The organism is Lutimonas sp. (assembly GCF_051011215.1).
Taxonomy (GTDB): Bacteria; Bacteroidota; Bacteroidia; order Flavobacteriales; family Flavobacteriaceae; genus Lutimonas.
In genome coordinates, this window is record NZ_JBPCUJ010000105.1 from 1 (window position 1) to 24,122 (window position 24,122).

The 24,122-nt window shown below is 37.1% G+C and carries 24 protein-coding genes and 1 tRNA gene; 19 read left to right on the top strand and 6 right to left on the bottom strand.

Translation table 11 applies throughout. From position 1 onward, the window contains the following. The first annotated feature begins 33 nt into the window (after positions 1–33). The 4 genes from ACR2MV_RS09415 to ACR2MV_RS09430 all read left to right on the top strand — a co-directional run bounded on the left by ACR2MV_RS09415 (position 34) and on the right by ACR2MV_RS09430 (position 3,421). Positions 34–106: transfer RNA gene (locus tag ACR2MV_RS09415), tRNA-Phe, on the top strand. A gap of 201 nt (positions 107–307) precedes the next feature. Further along, positions 308–1,102, top strand: a complete 795-nt coding sequence (locus tag ACR2MV_RS09420) for an SDR family NAD(P)-dependent oxidoreductase (RefSeq protein ID WP_434021659.1) — start codon at positions 308–310, stop codon at positions 1,100–1,102. 23 nt (positions 1,103–1,125) lie between these two features. After that, on the top strand, positions 1,126–2,181 hold the full coding sequence (locus tag ACR2MV_RS09425) for a VOC family protein (protein ID WP_434021660.1): 1,056 nt from the start codon (positions 1,126–1,128) through the stop codon (positions 2,179–2,181). A gap of 205 nt (positions 2,182–2,386) precedes the next feature. Continuing rightward, a complete protein-coding gene (locus ACR2MV_RS09430; RefSeq protein ID WP_434021661.1) occupies positions 2,387–3,421 on the top strand; it encodes a bestrophin family protein in 1,035 nt (344 codons plus the stop codon). Positions 3,422–3,441: 20 nt separating this feature from the next. On the opposite strand, the gene ACR2MV_RS09435 is transcribed toward ACR2MV_RS09430, so the two are convergent. Continuing rightward, the gene (locus ACR2MV_RS09435) at positions 3,442–4,248 is read right to left on the bottom strand and encodes a M48 family metallopeptidase (RefSeq protein ID WP_434021662.1); all 807 of its coding nucleotides are present in this window, start codon (positions 4,246–4,248) and stop codon (positions 3,442–3,444) included. Between the two features lie 162 nt (positions 4,249–4,410). On the opposite strand from ACR2MV_RS09435, the gene ACR2MV_RS09440 reads away from it, so the two are divergent. Continuing rightward, positions 4,411–4,887 carry a hypothetical protein gene (locus ACR2MV_RS09440; protein WP_434021663.1) on the top strand — a complete coding sequence of 159 codons (477 nt, stop codon included), beginning with the start codon at positions 4,411–4,413 and terminating at the stop codon, positions 4,885–4,887. Next, on the top strand, positions 4,877–5,083 hold the full coding sequence (locus tag ACR2MV_RS09445; RefSeq protein ID WP_434021664.1) for a helix-turn-helix transcriptional regulator: 207 nt from the start codon (positions 4,877–4,879) through the stop codon (positions 5,081–5,083). Before ACR2MV_RS09440 ends, ACR2MV_RS09445 begins: the two co-directional genes overlap by 11 nt. A 14-nt stretch (positions 5,084–5,097) precedes the next feature. Here the strand turns inward: ACR2MV_RS09445 and ACR2MV_RS09450 are convergent, their stop codons facing one another. Further along, a complete protein-coding gene (locus ACR2MV_RS09450; RefSeq protein WP_434021665.1) occupies positions 5,098–6,144 on the bottom strand; it encodes an ATP-grasp domain-containing protein in 1,047 nt (348 codons plus the stop codon). Further along, positions 6,141–8,348 carry a penicillin acylase family protein gene (locus ACR2MV_RS09455; RefSeq protein WP_434021666.1) on the bottom strand — a complete coding sequence of 736 codons (2,208 nt, stop codon included), beginning with the start codon at positions 8,346–8,348 and terminating at the stop codon, positions 6,141–6,143. The genes ACR2MV_RS09450 and ACR2MV_RS09455 overlap by 4 nt, the downstream gene beginning before the upstream one ends. A 173-nt stretch (positions 8,349–8,521) precedes the next feature. Between ACR2MV_RS09455 and ACR2MV_RS09460 the strand changes: the two genes are divergently transcribed. The 13 genes from ACR2MV_RS09460 (at position 8,522) to ACR2MV_RS09520 (ending at position 19,367) form a co-directional block, all read left to right on the top strand. Further along, positions 8,522–9,049 carry a PH domain-containing protein gene (locus ACR2MV_RS09460; protein WP_434021667.1) on the top strand — a complete coding sequence of 176 codons (528 nt, stop codon included), beginning with the start codon at positions 8,522–8,524 and terminating at the stop codon, positions 9,047–9,049. An 11-nt stretch (positions 9,050–9,060) separates the two neighbouring features. After that, positions 9,061–10,485: an SDR family oxidoreductase gene (locus tag ACR2MV_RS09465; protein ID WP_434021668.1), complete on the top strand. Its 1,425-nt coding sequence runs from the start codon at positions 9,061–9,063 to the stop codon at positions 10,483–10,485. 17 nt (positions 10,486–10,502) lie between these two features. Continuing rightward, positions 10,503–11,780 (top strand): cryptochrome/photolyase family protein, encoded by a 1,278-nt coding sequence (locus tag ACR2MV_RS09470; protein ID WP_434021669.1) that lies wholly within the window; start codon positions 10,503–10,505, stop codon positions 11,778–11,780. A 21-nt stretch (positions 11,781–11,801) separates the two neighbouring features. Next, positions 11,802–12,254: a GNAT family N-acetyltransferase gene (locus tag ACR2MV_RS09475; protein ID WP_434021670.1), complete on the top strand. Its 453-nt coding sequence runs from the start codon at positions 11,802–11,804 to the stop codon at positions 12,252–12,254. Positions 12,255–12,329: 75 nt separating this feature from the next. Then, complete coding sequence (locus ACR2MV_RS09480) at positions 12,330–12,542, top strand: hypothetical protein (RefSeq protein ID WP_434021671.1); 213 nt, start codon at positions 12,330–12,332, stop codon at positions 12,540–12,542. Positions 12,543–12,684: 142 nt separating this feature from the next. Next, positions 12,685–13,554 carry a toxin-antitoxin system YwqK family antitoxin gene (locus ACR2MV_RS09485; protein WP_434021672.1) on the top strand — a complete coding sequence of 290 codons (870 nt, stop codon included), beginning with the start codon at positions 12,685–12,687 and terminating at the stop codon, positions 13,552–13,554. 113 nt (positions 13,555–13,667) lie between these two features. Further along, a complete protein-coding gene (locus tag ACR2MV_RS09490) occupies positions 13,668–14,918 on the top strand; it encodes a PAS domain-containing sensor histidine kinase (protein ID WP_434021673.1) in 1,251 nt (416 codons plus the stop codon). A gap of 33 nt (positions 14,919–14,951) precedes the next feature. Then, positions 14,952–15,983, top strand: a complete 1,032-nt coding sequence (locus ACR2MV_RS09495; protein WP_434021674.1) for a response regulator — start codon at positions 14,952–14,954, stop codon at positions 15,981–15,983. Between the two features lie 81 nt (positions 15,984–16,064). Beyond that, entirely contained in the window at positions 16,065–16,910 is an 846-nt protein-coding gene (locus ACR2MV_RS09500; RefSeq protein WP_434021675.1) for a universal stress protein, read from the top strand. A gap of 125 nt (positions 16,911–17,035) precedes the next feature. Further along, on the top strand, positions 17,036–17,299 hold the full coding sequence (locus ACR2MV_RS09505; RefSeq protein ID WP_434021676.1) for a hypothetical protein: 264 nt from the start codon (positions 17,036–17,038) through the stop codon (positions 17,297–17,299). Positions 17,300–17,797: 498 nt separating this feature from the next. Next, positions 17,798–18,304 (top strand): nicotinate-nucleotide adenylyltransferase, encoded by a 507-nt coding sequence (locus ACR2MV_RS09510; protein ID WP_434021677.1) that lies wholly within the window; start codon positions 17,798–17,800, stop codon positions 18,302–18,304. Between the two features lie 142 nt (positions 18,305–18,446). Next, positions 18,447–18,890 (top strand): Hsp20/alpha crystallin family protein, encoded by a 444-nt coding sequence (locus ACR2MV_RS09515; protein WP_434021678.1) that lies wholly within the window; start codon positions 18,447–18,449, stop codon positions 18,888–18,890. 57 nt (positions 18,891–18,947) lie between these two features. After that, positions 18,948–19,367 carry a hypothetical protein gene (locus ACR2MV_RS09520; RefSeq protein ID WP_434021679.1) on the top strand — a complete coding sequence of 140 codons (420 nt, stop codon included), beginning with the start codon at positions 18,948–18,950 and terminating at the stop codon, positions 19,365–19,367. 60 nt (positions 19,368–19,427) lie between these two features. Here ACR2MV_RS09520 and ACR2MV_RS09525 read toward each other — a convergent pair whose 3' ends face one another. Genes ACR2MV_RS09525 through ACR2MV_RS09535 form a run of 3 tightly spaced genes read right to left on the bottom strand, consistent with a single transcriptional unit; the run spans position 19,428 to position 24,087 of the window. Beyond that, the gene (locus ACR2MV_RS09525) at positions 19,428–21,308 is read right to left on the bottom strand and encodes an alpha-amylase family protein (RefSeq protein WP_434021680.1); all 1,881 of its coding nucleotides are present in this window, start codon (positions 21,306–21,308) and stop codon (positions 19,428–19,430) included. Positions 21,309–21,315: 7 nt separating this feature from the next. After that, entirely contained in the window at positions 21,316–22,992 is a 1,677-nt protein-coding gene (locus tag ACR2MV_RS09530; protein WP_434021681.1) for an alpha-amylase family glycosyl hydrolase, read from the bottom strand. A 21-nt stretch (positions 22,993–23,013) separates the two neighbouring features. Continuing rightward, entirely contained in the window at positions 23,014–24,087 is a 1,074-nt protein-coding gene (locus tag ACR2MV_RS09535; protein WP_434021682.1) for an alpha/beta hydrolase, read from the bottom strand. Between the last annotated feature and the right edge of the window lie 35 nt (positions 24,088–24,122).

Here is a 24,122-nt window from a genome sequence, read left to right on the forward strand (position 1 = left end):
AATAAATTTATATTTGCACCCGATTTAACGGATGGTACCTTAGCTCAGTTGGTAGAGCAATGGACTGAAAATCCATGTGTCCCTGGTTCGATTCCTGGAGGTACCACTTTAAACCCTTAATTCTTAGTTGAATTAAGGGTTTTTTATTTTTTTGATTCTGTACTGGAATAATCGCATATTGATTAGGAGGCATATATGTCAACTAGATAGATTTTATAAGGTTTTTAATAAAAATGCCAGATGTAAATCTTTTTGAACCTAAGAGATAATAAAGGTATCTTCGCCAAAATCGAAAACAGAGCTTCAAATGAAATTCAATGGGAAAACATTATGGATTACAGGTGCCTCTTCGGGTATAGGAAGGGCAGTGGCCATTGAATTTTCATATAAAAAATGTCATTTAATACTTTCTTCCAGAAATAAAGATGCACTTGAAGAAGTAAGAGGTATTTGTGAACACAATGGAAGTTCAGCAGAAGTGATTCCGCTTGATTTAGGGAATTCGGAATCCATAGTTGCCGCTGTAAAAAAGGCGCAGGCCTTTAACAAAACAATTGACGGTCTTTATCACTTTGGGGGAATCAGTCAGCGATCTTATGCGATTGATACCGATATCGCAGTCGAAAGGAAGATTTTTGAGGTTAATTTTTTTGGAACCATTGAACTTTCAAAGATGGTTTTACCTATTATGATTGGTAACGGAGGAGGTCAAATTGGAGTTACCAGCAGTATCGTTGGAAAATTTGGTTTTCCTTACCGTTCGTCCTATGCAGCTTCAAAGCATGCTTTACATGGTTATTTTGAAAGTCTGAGAGCCGAAAATGTAGCTCATAATATTTTGATTTCGATGCTTATTCCGGGTAGGGTTAAAACCAATATCTCTATGAATGCCCTTGATAGTCAAGGAAAAGCCTATCATAAAATGGATGACGGCCAAAACAAGGGTATGAGCGCTGAAAAGGCGGGCCGGACTATCGTAAATTCGTTGGGAAAAGAAAGGAAAGAAATACTTATTGGAGGGAGTGAATTACTAATGGTTCAGATAAGAAGGTTTTTACCAAGATTGTTTTATTATCTTTCAACCAAAGTTCAACCCTTGTAGTATAAAATAATAGAAAAATTGTCATGAAAATAAACGGAATACAGCAATTAGGAGTTGGCGTCGAAGATGTGCATGAGGCTTGGAAATGGTATCGAAAACATTTTTCGATGGATATTTTGATGTTTGATGAAGAAGCAGAAGCCAAATTAATGCTTGCTCATACAGATGGAAAGCCAAGAGCAAGACATGCAATTCTAGCCTTGAATATGGAAGGGGGCGGAGGTTTTGAAATCTGGCAACATACCGACAAAAAACCCAGTCCAATAGCTATACCTATTGTTTTAGGAGATTTTGGAATTAATATTGGTGTTTTAAAAACGGATAATGTTGATAAAGCCTATCATACTTATAAAGAGTCTGGATTGAATTTGTTGGGTGAAATTAGAACTGCTCCTGGTGGAGACAAACACTTTTTTTTAAAGGATCCATATGATAATCTTTGGGAGGTCAAAGAACACCCGGTAGTATTTAGTAAAGAGACTTCAGTAAATGGAGGTGTATTTGGAACCATCATTGGAGTGGCAGACATCGATTCGAGCCTTGCCGTTTATAGAGATATTCTGGGATTTGATCAAATTGCTTATGACGAAACAGGAGTTTTTGAAGATTTTTCAGAAATTCCGGGAGGAAATCAGGAGTTTAGAAGAGTGTTACTACAACATTCAGATGTTAAAAATGGCGCCTTCAGCACCTTATTTGGGAAATCAGAGATAGAACTGGTTCAAGTACTCAATGGGACTCCAAAGAGTATTTATGAAGGTAGGATCTGGGGGGACCCCGGATTTATTCACCTTTGCTACGATATGAATGACATGGATGCCTTAAGAGAAAAAGCATTGAATTTTGGGCATCCTTTTACAGTAGATAGTGCCAGAGCAATGGATACGTTTGATATGGGAGACGCTGCAGGGAATTTTGCTTATATTCAGGCACCGGAAGGGACTTTAATCGAATTCGTGGAAACGCACAAAATTCCCTTGATTAAAAAACTGGGTTGGTACATCGACTTTAGAAAAAGAGGAAATCATCCTTTGCCAAACTGGATATTGAAATTATTCAGATTTAAAAGAGTAAAATAAATACCAGTATTTTTTGTCATGCCATTCTCAGGCGTGCAAACTATTCAATAGGGCAGATTGAATTTTATCCGATCCATGGATGCAGGTTTCCGTTTTTTGATTTTTTAGTAAGAAATGAAGCATGCTTTAGGAATTCCGTTGTCTGGATTTTGTCTATTTTTAAAAAGAATACCTGAAGTTTCTTTTTTAACATAAAACCAATAGCATGATCATCACCAAAGGAATAAGTCTAAAAAGCATCATAAGCTGGACCATGCATCATTTAGCCTGGTTATTTCTTGTTATGGGATCTATTGCCGGCCTTTACTACTATGATATTTTCAATATTCATATTCCGTGGTTGCCGGTTTCAGTCGTAGGTACGGCGGTAGCATTTTATGTGGGATTTAAGAACAACCAGGCCTATGACAGAATGTGGGAAGCGAGAAAAATATGGGGAGGTATTGTAAACGACAGTCGCTCCTGGGGTATGATGATCGATGGTTTTATTACAAATCAATTTACAGATTCTCTCGAAAGTCCGGCAGAAATCAAGCGAATAAAAAAAAGGTTGGTGTATCGGCATATAGCATGGTTATACGCTCATCGAAGTCAGTTATTGGTGGCGACACCATGGGAACACATTAGCCAGGGAGGTTTGATGACAAAAACGGCAAAAATGTATCAAAAAAAATTTGGTGTAGGATTGGTCGATGATGAGGTGACAAGGTTAGAATTAAAACAATTTTTACCCAATGAAGAGCATGATGAGTTGCTTGAATATGTCAACACCGCAACTCAAATCATTAACCAGCAATCAAGAGACCTGAAGCAATTAAGAGAGCAGAGACTTATCGATGACTTCAGACACATGGAGTTGACCAGGCTATTAAAGAATTTTTACACCTTGCAGGGAAAGAATGAAAGAATAAAGAAGTTCCCACTGCCCAGACAATATGCCAATATGAGTCGTTATTTTGTTGGGATATTTATTATCCTTCTTCCTTTTAGTATGATTCCTGAGTTGATGAAAATCGCTAATTATGGAGTCTGGTTATCTGTACCGATTACAGTGTTGATTGGTTGGATTTATGTGATGATGGAGGTAGTGGCAGATTATTCAGAGAACCCCTTTCAGGGAATGGCCAATGACATTCCGATGTTATCATTATGCAGGACCATTGAGATTGATCTGAGAGAAATGCTGGGTGAAAAAGAATTACCTGCTGCCATTTCTCCAAAAAACGGAGTGTTGATGTAAATTACTTTTGTGCCCAGTATTTAGTTTTCAATGCCATAGTCCCGTGCGTTCATTCTTGCGACAGGTAAGTATTTTTGTAGATCACTAATTCTGGTATCATGAGAAGGGTGGGTGCTCAAAAATTCGGGAGGGGCCTGACCTTTTGAGTCCGCTTTCATACGCTTCCAAACATCAATAGCCTCTTCTGGATCATACCCTGCCATGATCATAAATACCATTCCAAGTTTATCGGCTTCTGTTTCGTGGGTTCTGCTATAGGCCAGCATTCCAACCTGTGAACTGATACCGTAAATACTGTTCCAAAGAACTTGCGTCTCATAATTTTGACCTGAAGTTCCCAGGGCAACTGCCATACCACCTAATTGCTGTCCATAAGAACTTGTCATTCTTTCCTGTCCATGCTTTGCGAAAGCATGTGCAATTTCGTGGCCCATTACAGCCGCTATACCATCTTCGTTGCCACATATGGGTAAAATTCCAGTGTAAAATACAACCTTACCACCCGGTAAACACCAGGCATTCATTTGATCATCTTCAACGAGATTGAACTCCCATTTATAATTATTTGCTTCTTCAGTCATTCCATTGGCTCTCATAAAACGATCAACCGATTTTGATATCCTTCCACCAATTTCTTTTATTTGTCTGGTCTGGCTGGCATTCGTTGAAAGTTTATGCTCCTTAAGAAAGGTGTCATATTGAGCAAAACTGGCGGGTAATATTTCTGAATCTTCTACAATATTGACTCTTTTTCTCTCTGTGATAGGCACAGTGCTGCAGGCATTTAGAACGAATATACTTATAAAAAAAAGGATTCTTTTTTGCATAACAGTGGATATTTTGAAGCGCAAAGTTAAGAAATAGCCAATGAATTTTTAAGAGTAGATTTAGAATACTTGACCGATAAAGTAAAATTTATCATACATAATGTAAAGTTTATTTTACATTATGATAAATATTTTTTACATTTGAAGTCTAAATAGCAAATTATGAAACTAAATTATTTATTTCCGCATCGGTATAAGCACATTGGCATGGCTTTACTGATTCCATTATTGATCGCTGGCATTTATGTGATTCATTTAGACATAGAGCCTGATTTTTTAGATCTGAGAGTTCCTGCAATTTTCGTTGACGAAATTTTTGGTGATAAATTCACTTTTGGAATGACTGAGAATAACATACTCAATGAATTGATAGGACTTGCACTTATTATTTGTTTTTTAATGGCGGCGTTTTCTAAAGAGAAACAAGAGGATGAATTAATCGAGAAAATTCGCCTTGATTCACTGGTTTGGGCCACGTACGTTAATTATGCCGTACTAGTATTCTCTATTTTATTTGTTTATGGAATTTCCTTTCTTTGGGTGATGATCGCCAACATGTTTACCATATTACTTTTCTTTATGATCAGATTCAACTGGCAGGTAAGAGCTCTGAATAAATCCTTGAGTTATGAAGAATAATATAAAAGTAGCGAGGGCCAAAAAAAACATCACTCAGGCAGAATTGGCTGCTTTGGCAAAGGTGAGCAGACAAACCATTAATGCAATGGAGTTAGGCAAGTATGTGCCTTCCACAGTCCTGGCTCTTAAACTTGCCAGTATTTTTGAGACAGAGTTAAGCGAATTATTTATACTTGACAAAGAAGACTGGGAGTAACAAATTTTAGTGAATTACAGGGCCCATTTTTGTTCCAAAATATTTATGGTAAATTCTGTATAGGACCAGCCAAATGCAGCTGCAGCGATGGAGCTCAAACTATTCTGATCTGTCCTTTCTTTTCGGATGTTACCGGTCATATTGGGTTTAAGATTGAGATCAAATAAATAATATAGTTCATTATGGTCAGCGCGGCAATCAATTCTAATGGGAGCAGTCACTTTTAGCAGGGTTGCCGCTGTTATACAATGATTCATCACCTTCTGAATTTTATGGCTACTAATCTCCGAAGGGGTTAGAACCCGGGAGTTTAGCACAACCGGAACTTCGCCGCTGTAAGGAGCTATACCATTTTTATGATTATAACGGTGAATGGGAGGAAGGCACCATGGTTCACTGTACTCAAGGGTCTTTTCTTTTAGAAAGTATGTGCCGGGAGGCATCACAGTAACAGTAATCTCGTTTCCTGATAAAAAAGGTTCGATATACACTTTGGATCCGTACAATTCGGCATTGAACATCTTCTCCAGACTTGACTCCAGATGAGAGGCGCTTTCAATTACTTGTACACCTTGACTTCCTCTTCCCCGAATCGGTTTTAATACCACAGGAAAAGAAAACTCCAATTGATTCAGATCCATCGTAGCTTTATCGATCATTACTGCTTTTGGTATGGGTATGCGATGCTTTTTTAACAGCTGGTTAGTTGTCCATTTGTTATCAAATGTATCCACCATATCGGATTTCTGACCCACTACTTCCAGTCCTTTACCAACAAATTTAATGATTGGATGGCTACGATAGAGCACTGTGTTAAGCCAAAGTACTTGTGCACCAAGATCGAGGGCATGTTGAATTCCTTGTTCCGTATCCGGAAATACCCAGTCTAGATCATTCTGTTCGTTGGGAGTATCTTTAGGAGTGATAACCAAATAGTCATTTTTTAATGCCACAGCAAGATCAGCACCACTATCAGAATACCCACCTTTTTTCATGGGTTTTATAACGCCGTCCTGAGATGGAGCCGGATGAGCCTGGTATAGGATTGCTACTTTTTTCAATGGTTTGATGTGTCCTTTAATTCTCCGGGGCGATATGTTGATACAGCCCTTTTGATAACATCCTCCCTGTAATAGGCCACGTTTTTAAACTTTCCTTCTGCATAGGCTTCTACCTGATCGTCAAAATGTTTGGACTTCGGGTTGCCACTTTGCCCTCCTGCCAATAAACTCCGGGCCGTCACTTTGTCTCCGAATTCAACTACCGCTACAAAACTATTTCCTCCAACTCCATAAACTCGTTTGGTGTTTTCTCCGTGCCTTGTGCCGAAAGAAGCAAGGGCTCCCCAATAGCCGCTGGCCATACCAATTGGTTTACTTGGAAGACTATCATTGAATTTTTGGATGATATCACCATTAATTCTTTGATATCTGTTGTATTCTCCCCAGGGTGTTTCCAAGGAACCGAAATCAGATTCTAGTTGATCAACAGCCTTGAAAAACACCGTCATTCGTTCTTCATAGGAAGATTCATTCGCCATATAGTTTACCATATTGATAAACCCCCTTCTTTTTTTACGAATATTTTCTGATCCTATATAGGTGTTTAAATAATATTGAGTTAAAAGCATCGGTATTGAATTTACACGAACCTTAAAGTCCCATTTTTCCAATTCATTCAATGCCTTTTTTTGATTTTGATTTAATTCTTTCATAGATTTCGATGCTTCTAGAAGTCCTTTGATTAAAATTTCAGCACCCGGTAAATACGGATCATAGGCCAGATCGATTAACTTGTCCAAAGTAAGGTCATTTGCTTTTTTCAGAAGTTCAATTGCATGAATGCCTCGATAATTTTCAGGGAAAGAAGACATATATCGGGGGTAATTTTCAGGTTTTGGACTATAGATCCCGGCTGAAGTAAATGGCGTAGAATTGCAGTTTTGAATCCATCCGTTCTCTGGATTGACGACCAGAATATTTTCATCAACTTCATGAAGACCCTTCCAGTCAGTATCTGGATTACTGCCATCAACAGGTTGTGTGTAGTCTAATTCGGCGTTTCTCTTGGGAATAAAATTTCCATGATAATAGGCTATGTTTCCTTCTTTGTCCGCAAACACTGTATTGTTGGATGAATTGGTTCTCAAATTCATCATTTCTTTGAAACCCGCATGATTTTTTTGCTTGGTTCGAATAAACGATTGCTGTAATGCTTTTATTGGTTTCCACATGAGTGCGGTAGCGACCCATTTATCTTCATTGGAATGAGTTATTGGACCATGATGCGATCTGTAGCCGATAAAATCTCTCTCTTCTATACCGTTTTCTGAAAGGTATTTCAGGCTAATTGGGAGTTCTTCCAATGTTCTTTTTTCATCCCCATAAATATATTTTATTCCTTTCTTGGTATCAATGATGGTTTCCTCAAATTCATCGATGATATCGGTTCCGGTTGAGGTATGCATCCAGCCGGTGGCTTCGTTGAACCCTTGATAGATAAAAAACTGTCCCCAGGTTACGGCTCCATAGGCATTAAGTCCTTCTTCACTTACAACGTGCACTTCACCTCGGAAAAAGAAAGAGGTATGAGGATTGATCAATAACATGGCATTTTTTGAGGCAGTATGTTTTCCCGAAATCGCGATCCCGTTGGAACCTTGAAGGTCGCCGTATGTAAGACCTAATTTGCCATCGTGAACACTGGCAATTCCTTTTTCAGGAGAAACATCATAAAAGGTTTGAATCTTTTTTGTAGATACTCTTTCAATATCACCACCAATGGAACCTTCACTAAAATAAAAGGGCATCCAAGGCTCAAAACGTTTAATCAGTTTAGGTGTAACTTCAGGGTGAGAGGCCAAATAGTAATTGATACCATCGGCAAAGCCAACGCATAACTTCTGTAACCATTCAGGACTTTGTTCGAAATTTTGGATGGCTTCTTCAGGTGTCATATATAAATGAGCCCTTAGATCGCTATACAGCGCTGATGCGCCTTCAACTTCTGCCAGACGACCGGTGGCCCAAATATAGTTTTGTTCAACCCTGTTAAAATCATCTTCACACTGGGCGTATAATAATCCAAAAACGGCATCGGCATCTGTTTTTCCATAAATATGAGGAACTCCATAATCATCCCTTATGATCTCTACATTATTCGCCTGTTCTTTCCATCGCTGAAGCTCGTTATTTCTTGAAGTTTCTTGTTCAGAAGGAGCGCAGCCCAGCATCAGTAGTAAAAAAATAAAGTATAAATTCTTCATAAAATGTGGTGGCTTAAAAATGTGACTTGTAACAAAGATAATTTTTTTAAGGTATTGGAGGCACCTTCGAGTCAGGGTAAAAAAATTTGAAAGGGAATGCCAGGTATTCTTCATTAATTTTAGCGATTAATTCATTATTTTTATAGAAAACTAATCGTTTATCGAACAAGTAAATGGAAGAACAGAAGATTATTGAAAAGGCCGTATTCAGTCTAAAGATCAAAACTTATATTTTGCTGGTTGTAGGTTTTTTTTTATTGGTCTCTCTCATTGGAATTCCATTATTGATTATATGGTTATTAGGTTTTGGACAATATTACAGTGCAAAGTATTATGAGAACTTAAAGTGTAAACTTACTGAACATCATTTGGTCTTTAGCAAGGGGGCATTTTTTAAAGTAGAGAAAACCATCCCGCTAGAAAATATACAGGACCTTACCTTTCTTCAGAACCCTATTTTGAATTCCCTTGACCTTAAAATTCTGAAAATTGAAACAGCCGGGAGTAGCAACCCTCATGGAAGCGATATGAAATTGATAGGCATTAACCAAGCTGAAAAGTTTAAAGAAAAAGTGTTGGAGCAAAGAGAACTGCTTGTTCGAAAGCCTTCAACTGGGTCTAAACAGGAAATGAAAGACGAATCTTTAGAAGTGCTGTTGGAAATACGTGACTTGCTAAAGGATATGAAAAAAGAGAAATAATTGATTCGTATATGAGAATACTTCTTACAGGTGCCACAGGATATATTGGAAAGAGATTGTTACCGGTTTTGGTGGATAATGGACATGAGGTAGTTTGTTGTGTTCGCGATTTGAGAAGGTTTAATCCTCCGGAGTCGCTGAAATCGAAAATAGAAATTATAGAGCTCGACCTATTAGATAAAAGTACCATGAAAAATATTCCTAAGGATATTGACGGGGCTTATTATCTGGTTCATTCTATGTCATCTTCCAAGGATTATGAAAAACTTGAACATGATTCTGCTTTGAATTTTAAGGAAGCCATGAATGCTACCAATGTAAAACATGTAGTTTATTTAAGCGGAATTATAAACGCAGAGGGCTTGTCGAAACACCTGTCTTCCCGAAAGAATGTGGAAGAGGAATTATCCAGAGGGAATTACAAATTGACGACGTTACGGGCAGGTATAATAATTGGGTCAGGAAGTGCCTCCTTTGAAATAATCAGAGACCTGGTTGAAAAATTACCGTTGATGATCACACCGAAATGGTTGCAAACAAGATGTCAGCCTATTGGTGTTACCGATGTCATCAAATTTTTGGTAAAAACCTTGTTCAATGAAAAAGGGTTTGATAAAGATTTCGATATTGGAGGTCCGGATATATTAAGTTACAAGGAAATGTTACTTGAATTTGCCAATGTTAGAAATCTAAAACGAAACATATATATCGTTCCTGTGATGACACCCAGACTGTCTTCCTACTGGCTGTATTTTGTCACTTCAACATCCTATAATCTCGCCATTGCATTGGTCAATAGCATGAAGATTGAGGTGATTTGCAGAAATAATGACTGGGCCGAAATTTTGGGAATAGAACCCATTTCATATCGGGAAGCCTTACAAAGGGCATTTAATAAAATTGAAAGCAACGAAATTGTGTCCAGCTGGAAAGATGCGATGAGCAGCGGTACCATGGAAATGGAAATATCTGATTTTATAAATGTTCCTTCATTTGGATGCTTTAAGGATCAACGTGAAATGAAATTTGACAATTTTGATGCTGCTGTAGACCGAATTTGGAGAATTGGTGGAAAAAATGGCTGGTATTATGGAAATTGGTTATGGGAAACAAGAGGGTTTCTTGATAATATGTTTGGTGGTGTAGGATTAAGAAGAGGAAGAACCAGCGAAGTAGAATTGCATTCCGGTGATGCCGTTGATTTTTGGAGGGTACTCTATGCCAATAAAAAGGAAGGCAGGTTGTTGTTATTTGCAGAGATGAAATTGCCCGGAGAGGCCTGGTTGGAATTTAGAGTTAAAGATGAGGTTGTGGTTCAAACAGCCACCTTCAGGCCCGTGGGTCTGCCAGGGCGTTTGTACTGGTATGCTGTATACCCTTTTCACGGATTAATTTTTAATGGAATGTTAAAGAAAATTGCTTCTCCATTAGACTAGATATGAATTAAGAAGGTATGAGCACAGCAATATTTTGGTTTAGAAGGGATCTTAGATTAGATGACAATACAGGACTGCAAAGAGCCTTGGAAGAATATGATACTGTTTTACCAGTTTTCATCTTTGATGAACAGATTGTCAAAGAATTATCCTCTAATGACCCCAGGATTTCATTTATTTATAAGCAGCTTTTCTATATAAATGATCTTTTAAAAAAGTATGGAAGTGGTCTTCATATTTTTAAGGGAAATCCGATTGATGTTTGGAAGGAATTACTGGGAAAGATAGAATTTCAAGCGGTTTATATCAATAGAGATTATGAACCATATGCTAAAGAAAGAGATCGTAGTATAGAGAGTTTGCTAAAAAATCATTCCATAGAATTGAAGCATTTCAAAGATCAGGTAATATTTGAGGGAGGGGAAATTTTAAAAGATGATGGGAAACCTTACCATATGTTTACACCCTACAAGAACAAATGGTTGAAAAGGTATCTTTCGAACCATAATTTTGAGACACCGGATTATTCTAAATTCAAAAAAACACAAACGGATTTCCCAAGTATGAGCTCTTTGGGTTTTGAAAGGAGTGAGTTAGAAGTTAAACCCTATGATCCTTCTGTGATAGCTGATTATGAAAATGAGCGTAATTTCCCCGCAAAAGAGGGAGGCTCTAACCTTGGACCTCATTTGCGATTCGGAACGCTTAGTATAAGAAGGTTGACAGCACATATTTTAACTGTAAGTGATACGCTATTGAGTGAATTGATTTGGAGGGAGTTTTTTATGCAAATTCTGGATCATTACCCAAAAGTAGTTTTTGAGAATTTCAAATCAAAATACAACGGTATTGTTTGGAGAAACAACAAGGAAGAATTTGAGAAATGGAAGCATGGACTCACGGGATTTCCGATGGTGGATGCCGGGATGAGAGAGTTAAACAGTACGGGCTATATGCACAATAGGGTTCGAATGATTACCGCTGGATTTTTATGCAAACATTTGCTCATCGACTGGCGATGGGGCGAGGCATATTTTGCCTCAAAACTCATGGATTATGAATTGTCTTCAAACAATGGAAATTGGCAATGGGCAGCGGGAACGGGTTGTGATGCTGCTCCTTATTTTAGGATATTTAATCCATATGAACAGGCGAAAAAATTTGATAAGGAGCAACAGTATGTGCGGAAATGGATAGCTGAAATTGGAACCTCTGACTATCCTGAACCCATGGTTGATCATAAGATAGCAAGAAAAAGGGCGCTTGAAGTTTATAAAATTGGTATTGATAGTTAACTATAGAACCTTACTTTAAATATGATACGTTTAATTAGAACGAACTCAGATAACCAAGACTTTAAAAAATTAGTGAATTTGTTAGATGCTGAGCTGGCGATCAGGGATGGGGACGATCATGAATTTTACCATCAATTCAATTCAATTGTTGATTTGAATTATACCGTAGTTGCCTATAAAAACAATGAAGCCATTGGTTGCGGCGCTCTAAAAGAGTTAACGCAGGACAGTGTGGAGATCAAAAGAATGTATGTAAAGCTCAATGCACGAACCAAGGGTGTAGCTGGAGAAATTCTTGCTGAACTGGAAAAATGGGCATTTGAACTTGCTTATAAAAAGTGTCGTTTAGAGACAGGAAAGAAACAACCTGAGGCCATTGTACTCTATGAAAGGAAAGGGTATCACAGAATCATTAATTACGGTCAGTATTTTGGTATAGAGAACAGTTTGTGTTTTGAAAAGCTATTGTCCTGAAGTTCAGACATAAGATGTCGCATACATATCGAATAGATCCTTTTAAATTTGATGTATAGTTAATTTAAAAGGAAAATGATGAAACAGATATTTATAACTTTGATAGGGATGACTTTTATGATGGGCTTATTTTTAACATTTGAAGCCTTGATAGCATCCCATGCGCCAGAATTAGAACTAATGACTTCGGTAGTCAAGGGATTTGCAGGTCTTATTTTGTTAATGGGAGGGGTGATTATCTCAAAATCAGCCTTTGAATTGGTTCAAACCTGCTTGATAAAAAAATAAATTTAAGGGTGTTTTTAGGGGCAAATAGCTCATTTTCAATCATTTTTGTTTAAAACAATTAATAAGTAGGCAAGGGCACATATTTTATTATTCGGTTTAAATTTTTATTTTTGAGCGGTTTGGTGAAATTAATCTTGACGCAATGAAAGAAAAAATCGGTGTACTTTTTCTTATGTTTTTGTGGGTTACAATGTTAGAAGCTCAGGAAAAAGTACATATATCGGAGATAGAAGAACGCAATGTTCATGGAAGGACTGTGATTTATGCAAATGATGTTCAGTATGATGGGCAAGTGTATGAAAATTATGTGCATCCTAAGCTAAAGTATACTGTTAAGGCCGGAGTTAAAGAAGGACCTTATGAACTGTATTACGAAAACAGACAATTAAAGAGGAAGACCAGCTTTAAGGACGACAAATATGATGGTCAGTACGAAGAATATTACGAGAATGGTCAATTGGCAATTAGGACCAGTTTCAAAGAAGGCAAATACCACGGACCTTTAGTGATGTACTACAAAAATGGTCAAAAGGAAGCTGAAGGCAATCATTTACATGGCAATTTTGATGGAGAGCAGAAGAAGTATTACGAAAATGGTAATACCAAATCCATCGTTAATTATAAAAATGGATTGAAACAGGGTGTTAGCTTTAAGTATTATGAAAATGGAGACTTAAAAGAAAGCGCCACCTATTCGAACGATTTGCTTTCCGGCGCCTATGAGAACTTTTATGAGGATTTGGCCTTGTACGTAAAAACAGCCTATGAAAATGGGCAGAAAGAAGGAGAATTTTTTATGTACCATGAAAATGGCCAACTGAAGAGAAAAGGTTCTTATTCTCAAGGAAAAGAAAATGGTGCCTTCCAGATTTTTCATGAAAATGGAAAATTAAAAAGAAAGGGATATTTTAAAGATGGTCGGCTTAGTGGTGAATATGAGACCTATGATGAAGCCGGTCGCCTGGTGAATAAAACTACCTACAAAAATGGCCAGGAAATAAGTTCTTTATAAGTATAGTAACTTATTTAGAATCAATCTGTAATAGATAATTAACTAGCTGTTTATCCGAAAATTTTCCGTTTTTTTCGTAACTTGATCTATCGAATTTTTTAAAAACGACGCTCATGGTAAAAAGTGATGAAGTTTTTTATAGAATTTGTTTTGATTCTCTGCTAGAAGGGATTTGTATAACAAATCAAGAGGGTAGAATTGTGATGATCAACGCTGCCTTAGAAGAGATTTTTGGGTATAAAAAACAAGCACTCATCGGTCAGAAAATAGACTTTTTGATACCGGAAGACTTGAGAGAGACTCATCTCCAGCATTTTCATAACTATCTTAATTTTCCAAAAAAATATAAAAAAGGCAAAGGCCGGGAATTTAAAGGTCTGCATAAAAACGGAACTATTCTCGATCTAGAAATTGGTCTGAATTATTTTCGACATGAGGGAGGTTTTTATGCCAAGGCGTTGATATCTGAGATTAGTTCCAGAAAGAAGAAGGAGCAACGAATCAAGGATAAAAATAAAAACCTTGAGAAAGAAGTAGTACAAAGAACACGAGAATTGAGTGAGGCAATTGTCAAACTGGAACGTTCCAATCAAAAATTAAAGGAAGAAATTAAAGAAAGAATTTGTGCCGAGAAAAGTGCAAAATCAGCCTTTGAAAAAGAAAAGGAGCTAAATGTAATGCAAACCAAGTTTATGTCATTGGCATCTCATGAGTTCAAAACACCCTTAAGTGGTATTCTTACTTCTGCAGGCCTTATTGAGAAGTATAATGAAATTGGAGCACAAGAAAAAATCCGTTCACATACCCATACAATTAAGACCTTGGTAAATCAATTGAATAGTATTCTGGATGATTTTCTATTTCTTGAAAAAACCGAAAGCGACTCCTATTCATTCCAGGTATCGGATTTTAAGATATGTACATTGGTCAACAAACTAATAGACGATGCCAGTGTGATGCTTAAAGAAGGCCAAAAAATAGCATTAGAACCATGTGTCAACGCCATTGAAGTTTCTCATGATAAAAAGGTAATAGATATTATTATTCGAAACGTATTATACAATGCCATCAAATACTCAGATAAGAATTCTGTCATACGGATTCGCATCCAAGGGGACCGTTTTTTAAAGATTGACATTGAGGATGAGGGAATAGGAATTCCAGCAGATGCACAGGAATTTATATTTGACCGATTCTACAGGTCGAAAAATGCCTTGCATATCAAAGGAACCGGTATTGGTTTGAATATTGTGAAAAAGCATATGGAAAAGTTAAAAGGTCAGGTAAGTATATCGAGCGCTGAGCATAAAGGAACTACGGTTTCTATAAAATTGCCGTTGGTTCATGAGGTTTTTGGCGACTAGCTAATTAGAATGTTGTTTTTAAAAAGGGAAAACATGAAGAAAAGGATATTAATTATTGAAGATGACAAAATCGTAAGAGAGAATACAGCTGAAATTTTACAACTGGCGAATTATGATGTAATCACTGCCGAGAATGGAAAATTTGGAATTGAAAAAGCAAAATTTTTTAATCCTGATCTAATCATTTGCGATATTTTAATGCCCGAACTTGATGGGTATGGTGTTTTACAGATCATGATGAGAAGCGCTTCTTTACAGAAAATTCCATTGATATTTATGTCTGCAAAAACCAAACACGACGATATCCGAAGAGGTATGGACCTGGGTGCTACTGATTATATTACCAAACCTTTTGAAGAATCTGAATTATTAAGCGCAGTTGCCTCCCGATTAAAGAGGCGGGATATAATGACTTCCAAGAAAACAAAAGAGGACAAGGAAGTAAAAAAATGGCGTATTGATGAGATTGAAAAGGCCTTTCAACACAAAGGAAGGCTGGAATACAAGACTGGATCGACTATCTATTGTGAAGGCAATATCAGTAATCATGTTTTTTACATTTTAAAAGGCAAAGTGAAAACGTATAAAATGAATCAAGAAGGTAAGGAGTTGATAACAGAAATATTTTCTGACAATAGCTTTTTCGGTTTCACTTCCTTGCTCGAGAACAGGCCTTATCTTGAAAATGCCGAAACGATTAAAGATACCACCCTGATAAGAATTAGAAAACAAGAATTATTGGAATTAATAAAATCAAATCCGAAACTTGGATTGAATTTCATTGACCTTCTCTCATCCGACCTCGAGAATGTAAAAGACCATTTAATGCATTTGGCCTATGACTCAGTAAGATGCAGAACGGCAGATGCAATTTTACATTTACAAAGGAAAAAAAGACATCCGGGATCTCTTGATATAAGCAGGTCGGATCTGGCAAGTTTCTTGGGAATTGCCAAAGAAACCCTGACAAGGACCTTGACGGATTTTAAGGATGAAAAGCTAATCAAAACCTTTAAAAACGAAATTAAAATTCTTGATCATAAAGGTTTACAAAGAATATGTTGACTAAAATCAATGGGGAAATTGATGCAGGTCAATGTAAAATAAGGGCAAATATTTTAGCTTAAAAGCATTAAATATTTGATCATGAAGAAAATTCTACTACCCACTGATTTTTCAAAAAATTCTGTCAATGCCATTCGATACGCTACAAAGTTATTTGCAAATGTACCATGTACTTTCTACGTATTGAATGTGTTTAGAATTCCACACCTCACAAACGAAGAGCTTTTAGACCAGAACATCTCAAATCTGACATTGGTGGAAGACGAAATGTACGATGCCTCCAGACAAGAATTAGAAAATCTTCTGAAAGAAATACCTCAAAATGATAAACATATATTTGAGGCCTTAAGCGACTATAACCTCTTAAGTTTAGCGGTGAAAGAAGTAGTTGACACAAAGGATGTTGAATTGATTGTTATGGGAACTAAGGGAGCCACCGGAGCAAAAGAAATTTTTCTCGGGAGCAATGCCAGTGATGTTATCATGAAAAATACGTGTCATGTAATCGCAGTTCCTGAATACAGTGATTTTAAACCACCCAAAGAGATCGTATTTCCAACAGACTTTCAAATCAATTATGAGTTGAAAGACTTAGCCCCTTTGTTAAGCTTGGCAGAAATGCAGGGGGCAATGCTAAGAATTGTCCATTTTACGGATAAGGATGAATTGGATGAAATACAGCATCAGAATAAGAACATACTGGATTCCTTCCTCATCAATGTTGACCATACCTATCATTTCCTCACGATGGATGATTTTGAGGATGGTATAAATTGTTTTATCCAAAGCAGGGGAACAATTGATATGATTGCCATAATAGCAAGACACTACAATTTTTTTGAAAGGCTATTTTTTAAACCCAAAGTAAAAGCTTTGAGTTTTCATTCAAAGGTGCCTCTTTTTGTTATTCACCAATTGACTGATTGATTATGATTGACGCTCTTTTTCTGGCCAAATTTTGGGGTTGGTTTTTTGTATTGTTTTTTGCTCTTTTCATTTTCTATCCTAAAAGAATAAAGCAGATGTTCTCCTTTACAAAAAACGAGCCATTCATGCTCATTTTATCAATTCTGGGTATTTTGATAGGCTTGTTAAATATTTTGCTTCACAATGTGTGGGTAAAAGACTGGCGGATTCTGATCACCTTATTCGGATGGTTTAGTTTGTTAAAAGGGGTGAGTCAGTTTGCTTTTCCTGGATTTGCAAATAAATGGATCGAAAATATTGATTTTAAATGGTTCCAGTTTGTCCTTTTTATGATGTTTATTATCGGATTGGTTCTTTTAAACCAGGCCTATCAATGGGTATTGTATTAGGTGATTTGAACGAATTGATTAGAATCAATATTTCGATTGATCCTGGTCATTGTTTTGCTTTATTTTATCTTATAAGTTTGGGGTATTAAATGAGAGAAGTATTCATTCATTTAAAGAATCAAATTCTATGAAACATTAAGAAAGGCACTTCAGATTAAAAACCCGAAAGGCCTTTAAAATCAAAGATAGGTTTTATAGCTTGTCAGATACCGGAATCAGAGTATGATCTGAGTTGAAATTAGCGAAAGGTATTGTGAATTTATAAAAGGTATTTTTGATTTGAGAGGGAACAGGAAATTAAAACTTCCTGTTCCTTTTTTTTGGCTGCACGTAAAGTGGGCATTTCCTCTACAATTTAGATTTCCCATGGCTCGATTTTCAGCATGATGATTGATAACTATCACTGGTTCCCTTGAGCCTTGTCATTGCCTGAAATTTATTTCCGATCTACATTAGTACCCAGAAATGAGTAACAGTATTAATTAAAACCAACGCATTATGAAAAAATTATTGTTAGTATTATTAGCTATTGGGCTTAGCGCCCAATTCTATGCTCAGGTTGTTAATGATGGCATGTTACCAGAAGTAGAGGTGCGTGCCACTAATTATAAATATCTGAATAGCATAGATAATTCAGAAGCTGCTGTTTCAGTTCAGTTATTGGAGGATATGGTGGCAAAATTTGATGTAAAAAGTTCTGAATTCTATGAAGACGGAAGCGATTTTTACAGGGTATATTTTTACATACCTGATGGAAAAGTTGTAGCTGCCTATGATAGAGATGGGAAAATTCTTTACACCATTGAAAAATTCAAAAATGTTGCTTTACCTGAAAGTGTAGCCTCATCAGTGGCTGATAGGTTTCCAGGATGGAAGATTGCCAAGGATGTATACAAGGTAAATTATGATGCCACGCTCGGTAGTAAAAAACAGTACAAAATTGTGCTGGAAAATGGTAAAAAAAGGATTAGGGTGAAGGTAGATGATGAAGGAGTATTTCTATAATTAGAAATACAGTTGATTAAAAAATGAGTTGCCCTTCGGGGCAACTTTTTTGATTAGAATCAATGATACGATTGACAATCATCATTGTGATAAAGAAGATAGGAAAGTAGTTTTATGCTGTTATTAATTTAAATGATTTGTCATGACTCTAGTAAAATTTAAAAAAACCAGATTACCTTGGTACGACACCATGTTTAATGACCTTTTAGGCTCTGACAGACTTTTAACAAATGATTTTTTAACCGAAAACAAATGGATCCCGGCTATGAACATCAGAGAAACTGAAGAATTCTTTGAAATTGAAATGGCTGCCCCCGGATTTACGAAAAAAGACTTTGAAATCTCGATTGAAAATGGTTTGTTAAAGATCTCCGCAGAAAAAAAGGAGGAAATGGAAGAAGAGATTGAAAATTATACTCGTAGAGAGTTTAATTACAATTCTTTTTTAAGATCATTTACATTACCAGATAATGTAAATGAAGAAGAAATGATTGATGCAACATACAATCGTGGTATCTTGAAATTAGTTTTGAATAAGGTTCATACGGATGAAATTATTCCAAAACGAGTCATTGAAGTGCATTAATCATAGAAATAGGGAGCAGTGTCTCCCTATTTTTTCAATCAACATGAAATTTCTAAGATGATGAAAAAAGAAATTAAAACGATGTATGAGCTTCATGAGCTGTCAATTAATTATATGCGTGAATTAGAGTTCATGCAGGATGAGCAGTCTTTTTTAGAGCATTTATTGAGTTCTCATTTTCTTGAATTGAGTTCAGAGGAGTTATTTGAAACAACAAGAAAGCTCATTAAAAAGCTGAAGGAAGTAGAAGGTATGGGTGTAGAATTGATTGACGAACTGACCATCTTTGACCAATGGATGGCATCGTCAGTTCATGATGAGAAGGACCAGTCAACCACTGAAATCTCGCGAAAACTGCGCTTTTTTCAAAAAGACTTCAACCATTATGTGCTAAAGTTTAAATATGTGAAAAAGAAAATTTTCTCACTCATCAAAGAAATAATGAAAAGTCACAAGCAAAAATTACTATTAAAATAACTATAGAAAATCGTTTTCCCCCTCATTATGAAATGAATAGGTTGCTTTTTTTAAAACGGCCTATTCATTTTTTTTTAAGACAAATATATGAGAAGCGAGCGGTGCCAGTTTGATACCAATAACTCCCTCCTTGTCACTAACTTTTAAGCTGCCATGAGACGATTCATCAAGTTGATCAATGAGCTTGTGATCTCCTTCTTTTAGCTTCCAAAGATCTATAAGATCCTTTGGTATGATCAGATCAAGTACATACTTATTGTCAACATCAAAATTTGAAACAACAATGGCTATTTCATCTTCTGACCAGCGTACAAAAGAGAAAATTCTGTGGTCGTAATCAGGGTTACGATCTTTATTGAAATAATGAATCTCGCGATAATCTCCCATTAATGCGCTACTATGTAGCGAAAAGTTCAGTAACTTTTCATAGTAATTACGTAACTCTTTTTCTTCAGCAGAGAGCGAGCCTCCATCGAATTTTTTATCATTGGTCCAACGCTGTAAATGCGGTACGCCGATATAATCAAAAATCGAAGTTCTGGTAGGCGAGCCAAAACCAGCATTTTCCGCCCCAGGTTCTCCTAGTTCCTGTGCAAAATAGACAAGGGTAGGTGAGGTACTGATGGTTGTACTGACCACCATCGCAGGTTTTCCTTTTTCAGCTGATCCGGCAAAGTCAGGACTCGCGATCCGCTGCTCATCATGGTTCTCCAAAAAATGAAGCATATGATGTTCAATATCCATGATTTCTTCCTGCACTTTTGGGATATGATCGGTCCAGCCATGTCCCTGAACAATATGTTTAATACTGTCATAAAAGCCAACTTTATCATATAGGTAGTCCATTTTCCCCAATTGAATATAGTCTCGATACAGACCAGGGTTATATACTTCTGCCAATAAAAGCGCGTCTGGATACTGCACCTTAATAGATGAATTTAAATAGCTCCAGAATTCCACAGGAACCATTTCTGCCATATCATATCTTAGGCCATCAACTCCTTTCTCAAGCCAGAACAGAGCAATATCTCTAAATTTGATCCATGAATCCGGAACTGATTTATCCTTCCAGAAATCAAAATGTACTTGATGATCCTTCGATCTAAAATCCTGGGGAAGTGAGTCAAAATCTTTGGTTCCATCAGGTCGTACGCCATAATTGATCTTTACTGTTTCATACCAATCGTTTTGATCGGGTTGGGATAATCGAGAACCATTACCGGTCCATTTGGCCGGATTTTCTTTAAACTCTCCATTTACTAATGGATGAGTTTCACCACCCAAAGGTTTGTAACCATGTTGCCAATGAGGTACCTTAAAGGACTCCCCAATAACATAATAGAAGTTATTATCTTTTTTGTATTCAACTGAAGTATCATCATTAGCTCCAAAATCGACGACTCCTTCCGGATTGTTCATTCCTTCATATTTACGTGCAATATGATTCGGTACAATATCGATAATCACTTTCATGTTTTGGGCATGAGTTCGTTCAACCAGTGCCAGAAATTCCTCCATTCTTTTGGCAGGATCTGATGCCATGTCCGGATCTACACTATAGTAATCTTTTACGGCATAGGGAGAACCTGCCCGACCCTTTACCACATCAGGATCATCATTTGATATCCCATATTGGGTATAATCAGTCACCATTGCGTGATGCAATATGCCTGTATACCAGATATGACTTACACCAAGGTCGCGAATTTCAGCCAGTGCCTCATCTGTAAAGTCGTTGAATTTACCAACGCCATTTTCTTCAATGGTTCCCCAGGGTTTATTTGTTGTATTGTCATTTCCAAACAGGCGCGTAAAAACCTGATAGATTACTTTTTTCTGTTCTTTTTTTGTCATCGAGGGAGGTTTTGAATCATGTTCATTTTGACAGCCGAAAAATAAGCTGAATATTAGTAAAACGAAAAGGATTAATCGATTTTTCATATTATTTCTAATTCTTCGATTCGAGTAACACTATTGAATATGGCGTATCTAAAGTAACTGTACCGTCTTTTACCTGGGCAAACGTATTGGAATAGGCATCATGAACTTCAGCGCCGCTGACGAAGACATTAGCAACATTAATAGATTTTACTCCAGTTTCGAGATCCAGACCAATGACCACAGCATCCGTAAATGTATCTTTAGACAATTCCCTTTTAAAGATGTAAGGAGCCATACTTATATTTGAATGTTGACCAGCTCCAATAGCTGGATGATCTCTTCTAAAAACTCCTAATTTTTGCCAGTGAGCCAACAGTTCTTTCGTTTGAGCATCAGACTCAATGGCTTCCCAATTCATAAAGGAACGTAGGGTAGCATCTCCTTGAGTTCCCTCAATGATGAGTTCTCTGGCAGTTTCATCACCATAATAAACCTGAGCTGTTCCCGGGCTTAGTAATAATTTTGTAGCAGTTTCATAGGTTTTCTTCCTTTCCTTGTCAAATGGGTTTCCATCATCATGTGAAGTGAGGTAATTCAATACCTGAAACCCTTTTTCTTTATTGTTTAATGTATCGCTATACGTAGCGAATAATTCTTCATATCCACCCGTGGCACTTTTTTTGAATTCAAAATTGATCATGCTGTCAAATCCATGGTCGTAATAATTGACTTTTACATCTCCAAAATCAAAACTTTTTCCAGAAGAGATGATATCATAATCATACACTTCTCCAACCATATAGAAATCGGTATCATCCAATACCTCTGCAGAATTTTCTTTTTTCCATTGTTCGAAGGCAAGATCGCATTCCGTCTTGAATTCCAACCAGACCTCTTCTTCAATATGCCTCACTGTATCGGCTCGAAACCCATCAATTCCATAGTCTCTTACAAAATCAGACAGCCACTTTATAATATAGAACCGGGGAGCTCTTGGATACCCCGTTCTTTCAAAAAATGCATCTAATTCATTCATTTCCTGCTCGTACCTACCCTCATTTTTCCATTTTTGAACAAGCGCTTCGGGTAAATCCACTGCTTCATCTGATTCGGTTAAAATATCCGGGAGGTTTTCGACCAAGGTGCAATGAACTGCCGTTTCGTACGAATTATATTCGCATTTAGGACTGGTTCTCACCCAGTTTTCAGGCCAGACCGGATCTATGTCAGTAACGGGCCCTGTATGGTTTATAACTGCATCCATAACAATTCTGATCTTATGTTCATGCGCCGTTTTCACCAAGGTTTCCAGGTCTTTCAACGTTCCGAAGTTAGGATCCAGGGCTGTCCAGTCTTTTGCCCAGTACCCATGAAACCCATAAGTAAACCCTGTTCCTTCATCAGTACCACCGTGAATCTGTTCTACAACAGGCGTGAACCAAATGGCATTGATTCCAAGCTCAGTAAAATATCCAGAGGCTATTTTTTCTGTGATACCCTTAATGTCACCACCCTGAAAGCCTCTCATAGGTGCAGTTTCCAGTGTGCGGTCAAAATTTACATCATTGCTTTTATCTCCATTGTTAAATCGATCGGTCAACAGGAAGTAGATACTGGCATTTTCCCAATAAAAGGGAGCTTCATTTGAAGGTTTCTCGGCAGAGGTTACTTCTTGTTTGGATTCTTTGCATGCTCCTAAAAGTAAAAGGAAACTCAGGCTTGTCATAAGAAGATTCTTGATCATTGTATTGAATTTTAAGTGGTATTATTCTTTATTATTTTTATCGAAAAGCCAGCTAACGGCTGCTCCGAAATTCTCTCTCCATAAAGTTTCGTTGTGTTCACCGCCCGCCACAACTTTTGATTTGATGTTTGCTTCCGGAAAACCAGAAGCTTTTATCTGGGCTGTCATTTTTAACATTAATTCATCCATTTTCGGAGATTCTGAATCTCCAGACATGTAATAGATCTTTGAATAAAACAATGGACTGTACTTTTGAGTAAAATTAAAACTCTCCGGGGTCAATTCAAAAGACGGCGAAAAAACACCTGCCAATCCAAAAATTTCAGGATATTTGAATGCGGCATAATGCGAGATGAGTCCCCCGAGAGAACTTCCGATGATACCCGTATTTTCACTTGATGTAAGGCTGCGGTAATTTTCATCAACATAGGGTTTTAATGTCTCAGTAATAAACCGAATATAGGCGTCACCTTTTGGGTTCGAACCATATCCTTTAAGTTTCCAGGGGGTATATTCATTGATTCTTTCTGCTCCGGCATTTTCAATACCGATTGCGATGATTTTAAGACCTGCTTTTTCAAATAAAACATCCAGGACCTCATCAACTTCCCACTCACCGTTGTAAGAGGTTTCGGCGTTAAATAAATTCTGTCCATCCTGTAAATAAAGAACAGGATAATGTTCAGAAGATTTCTCATAATCTGGCGGCAGGTAGATCCATATTTGTCTTGTTGAATTCAGTTGCGGCATTTCAAAGGCCTCAGAAAGGAGGTGTACATTTTTCGAAGCAGTCGATTGCGATAGACTCAAGTCTTTCCAATTCTCTATCGAAACATTGTATTGCCGCTTATTTTTAGAGAGGTCTAAGCTTCGATTTTGAGTTTGTCTGGCATTATAACCGACTTCTACCTGATCCCAGGAACCTCTTGTAAATTTGAAAGAAATGTTATTCAAGCTGTCAGGCAATATGATAGAATATTGACCTTCCGAAAACGCTAGTTCATACCCTTCCTGACCACCGGACCATCCTTCAAAATCTCCCGAAATAAAGATCTGGGATCCAGCTGGTGTGTTTTCAGGAATTGATGCTAGCACGATTTTAGTTTGCCCAAGCACAAGTATTGACCAAA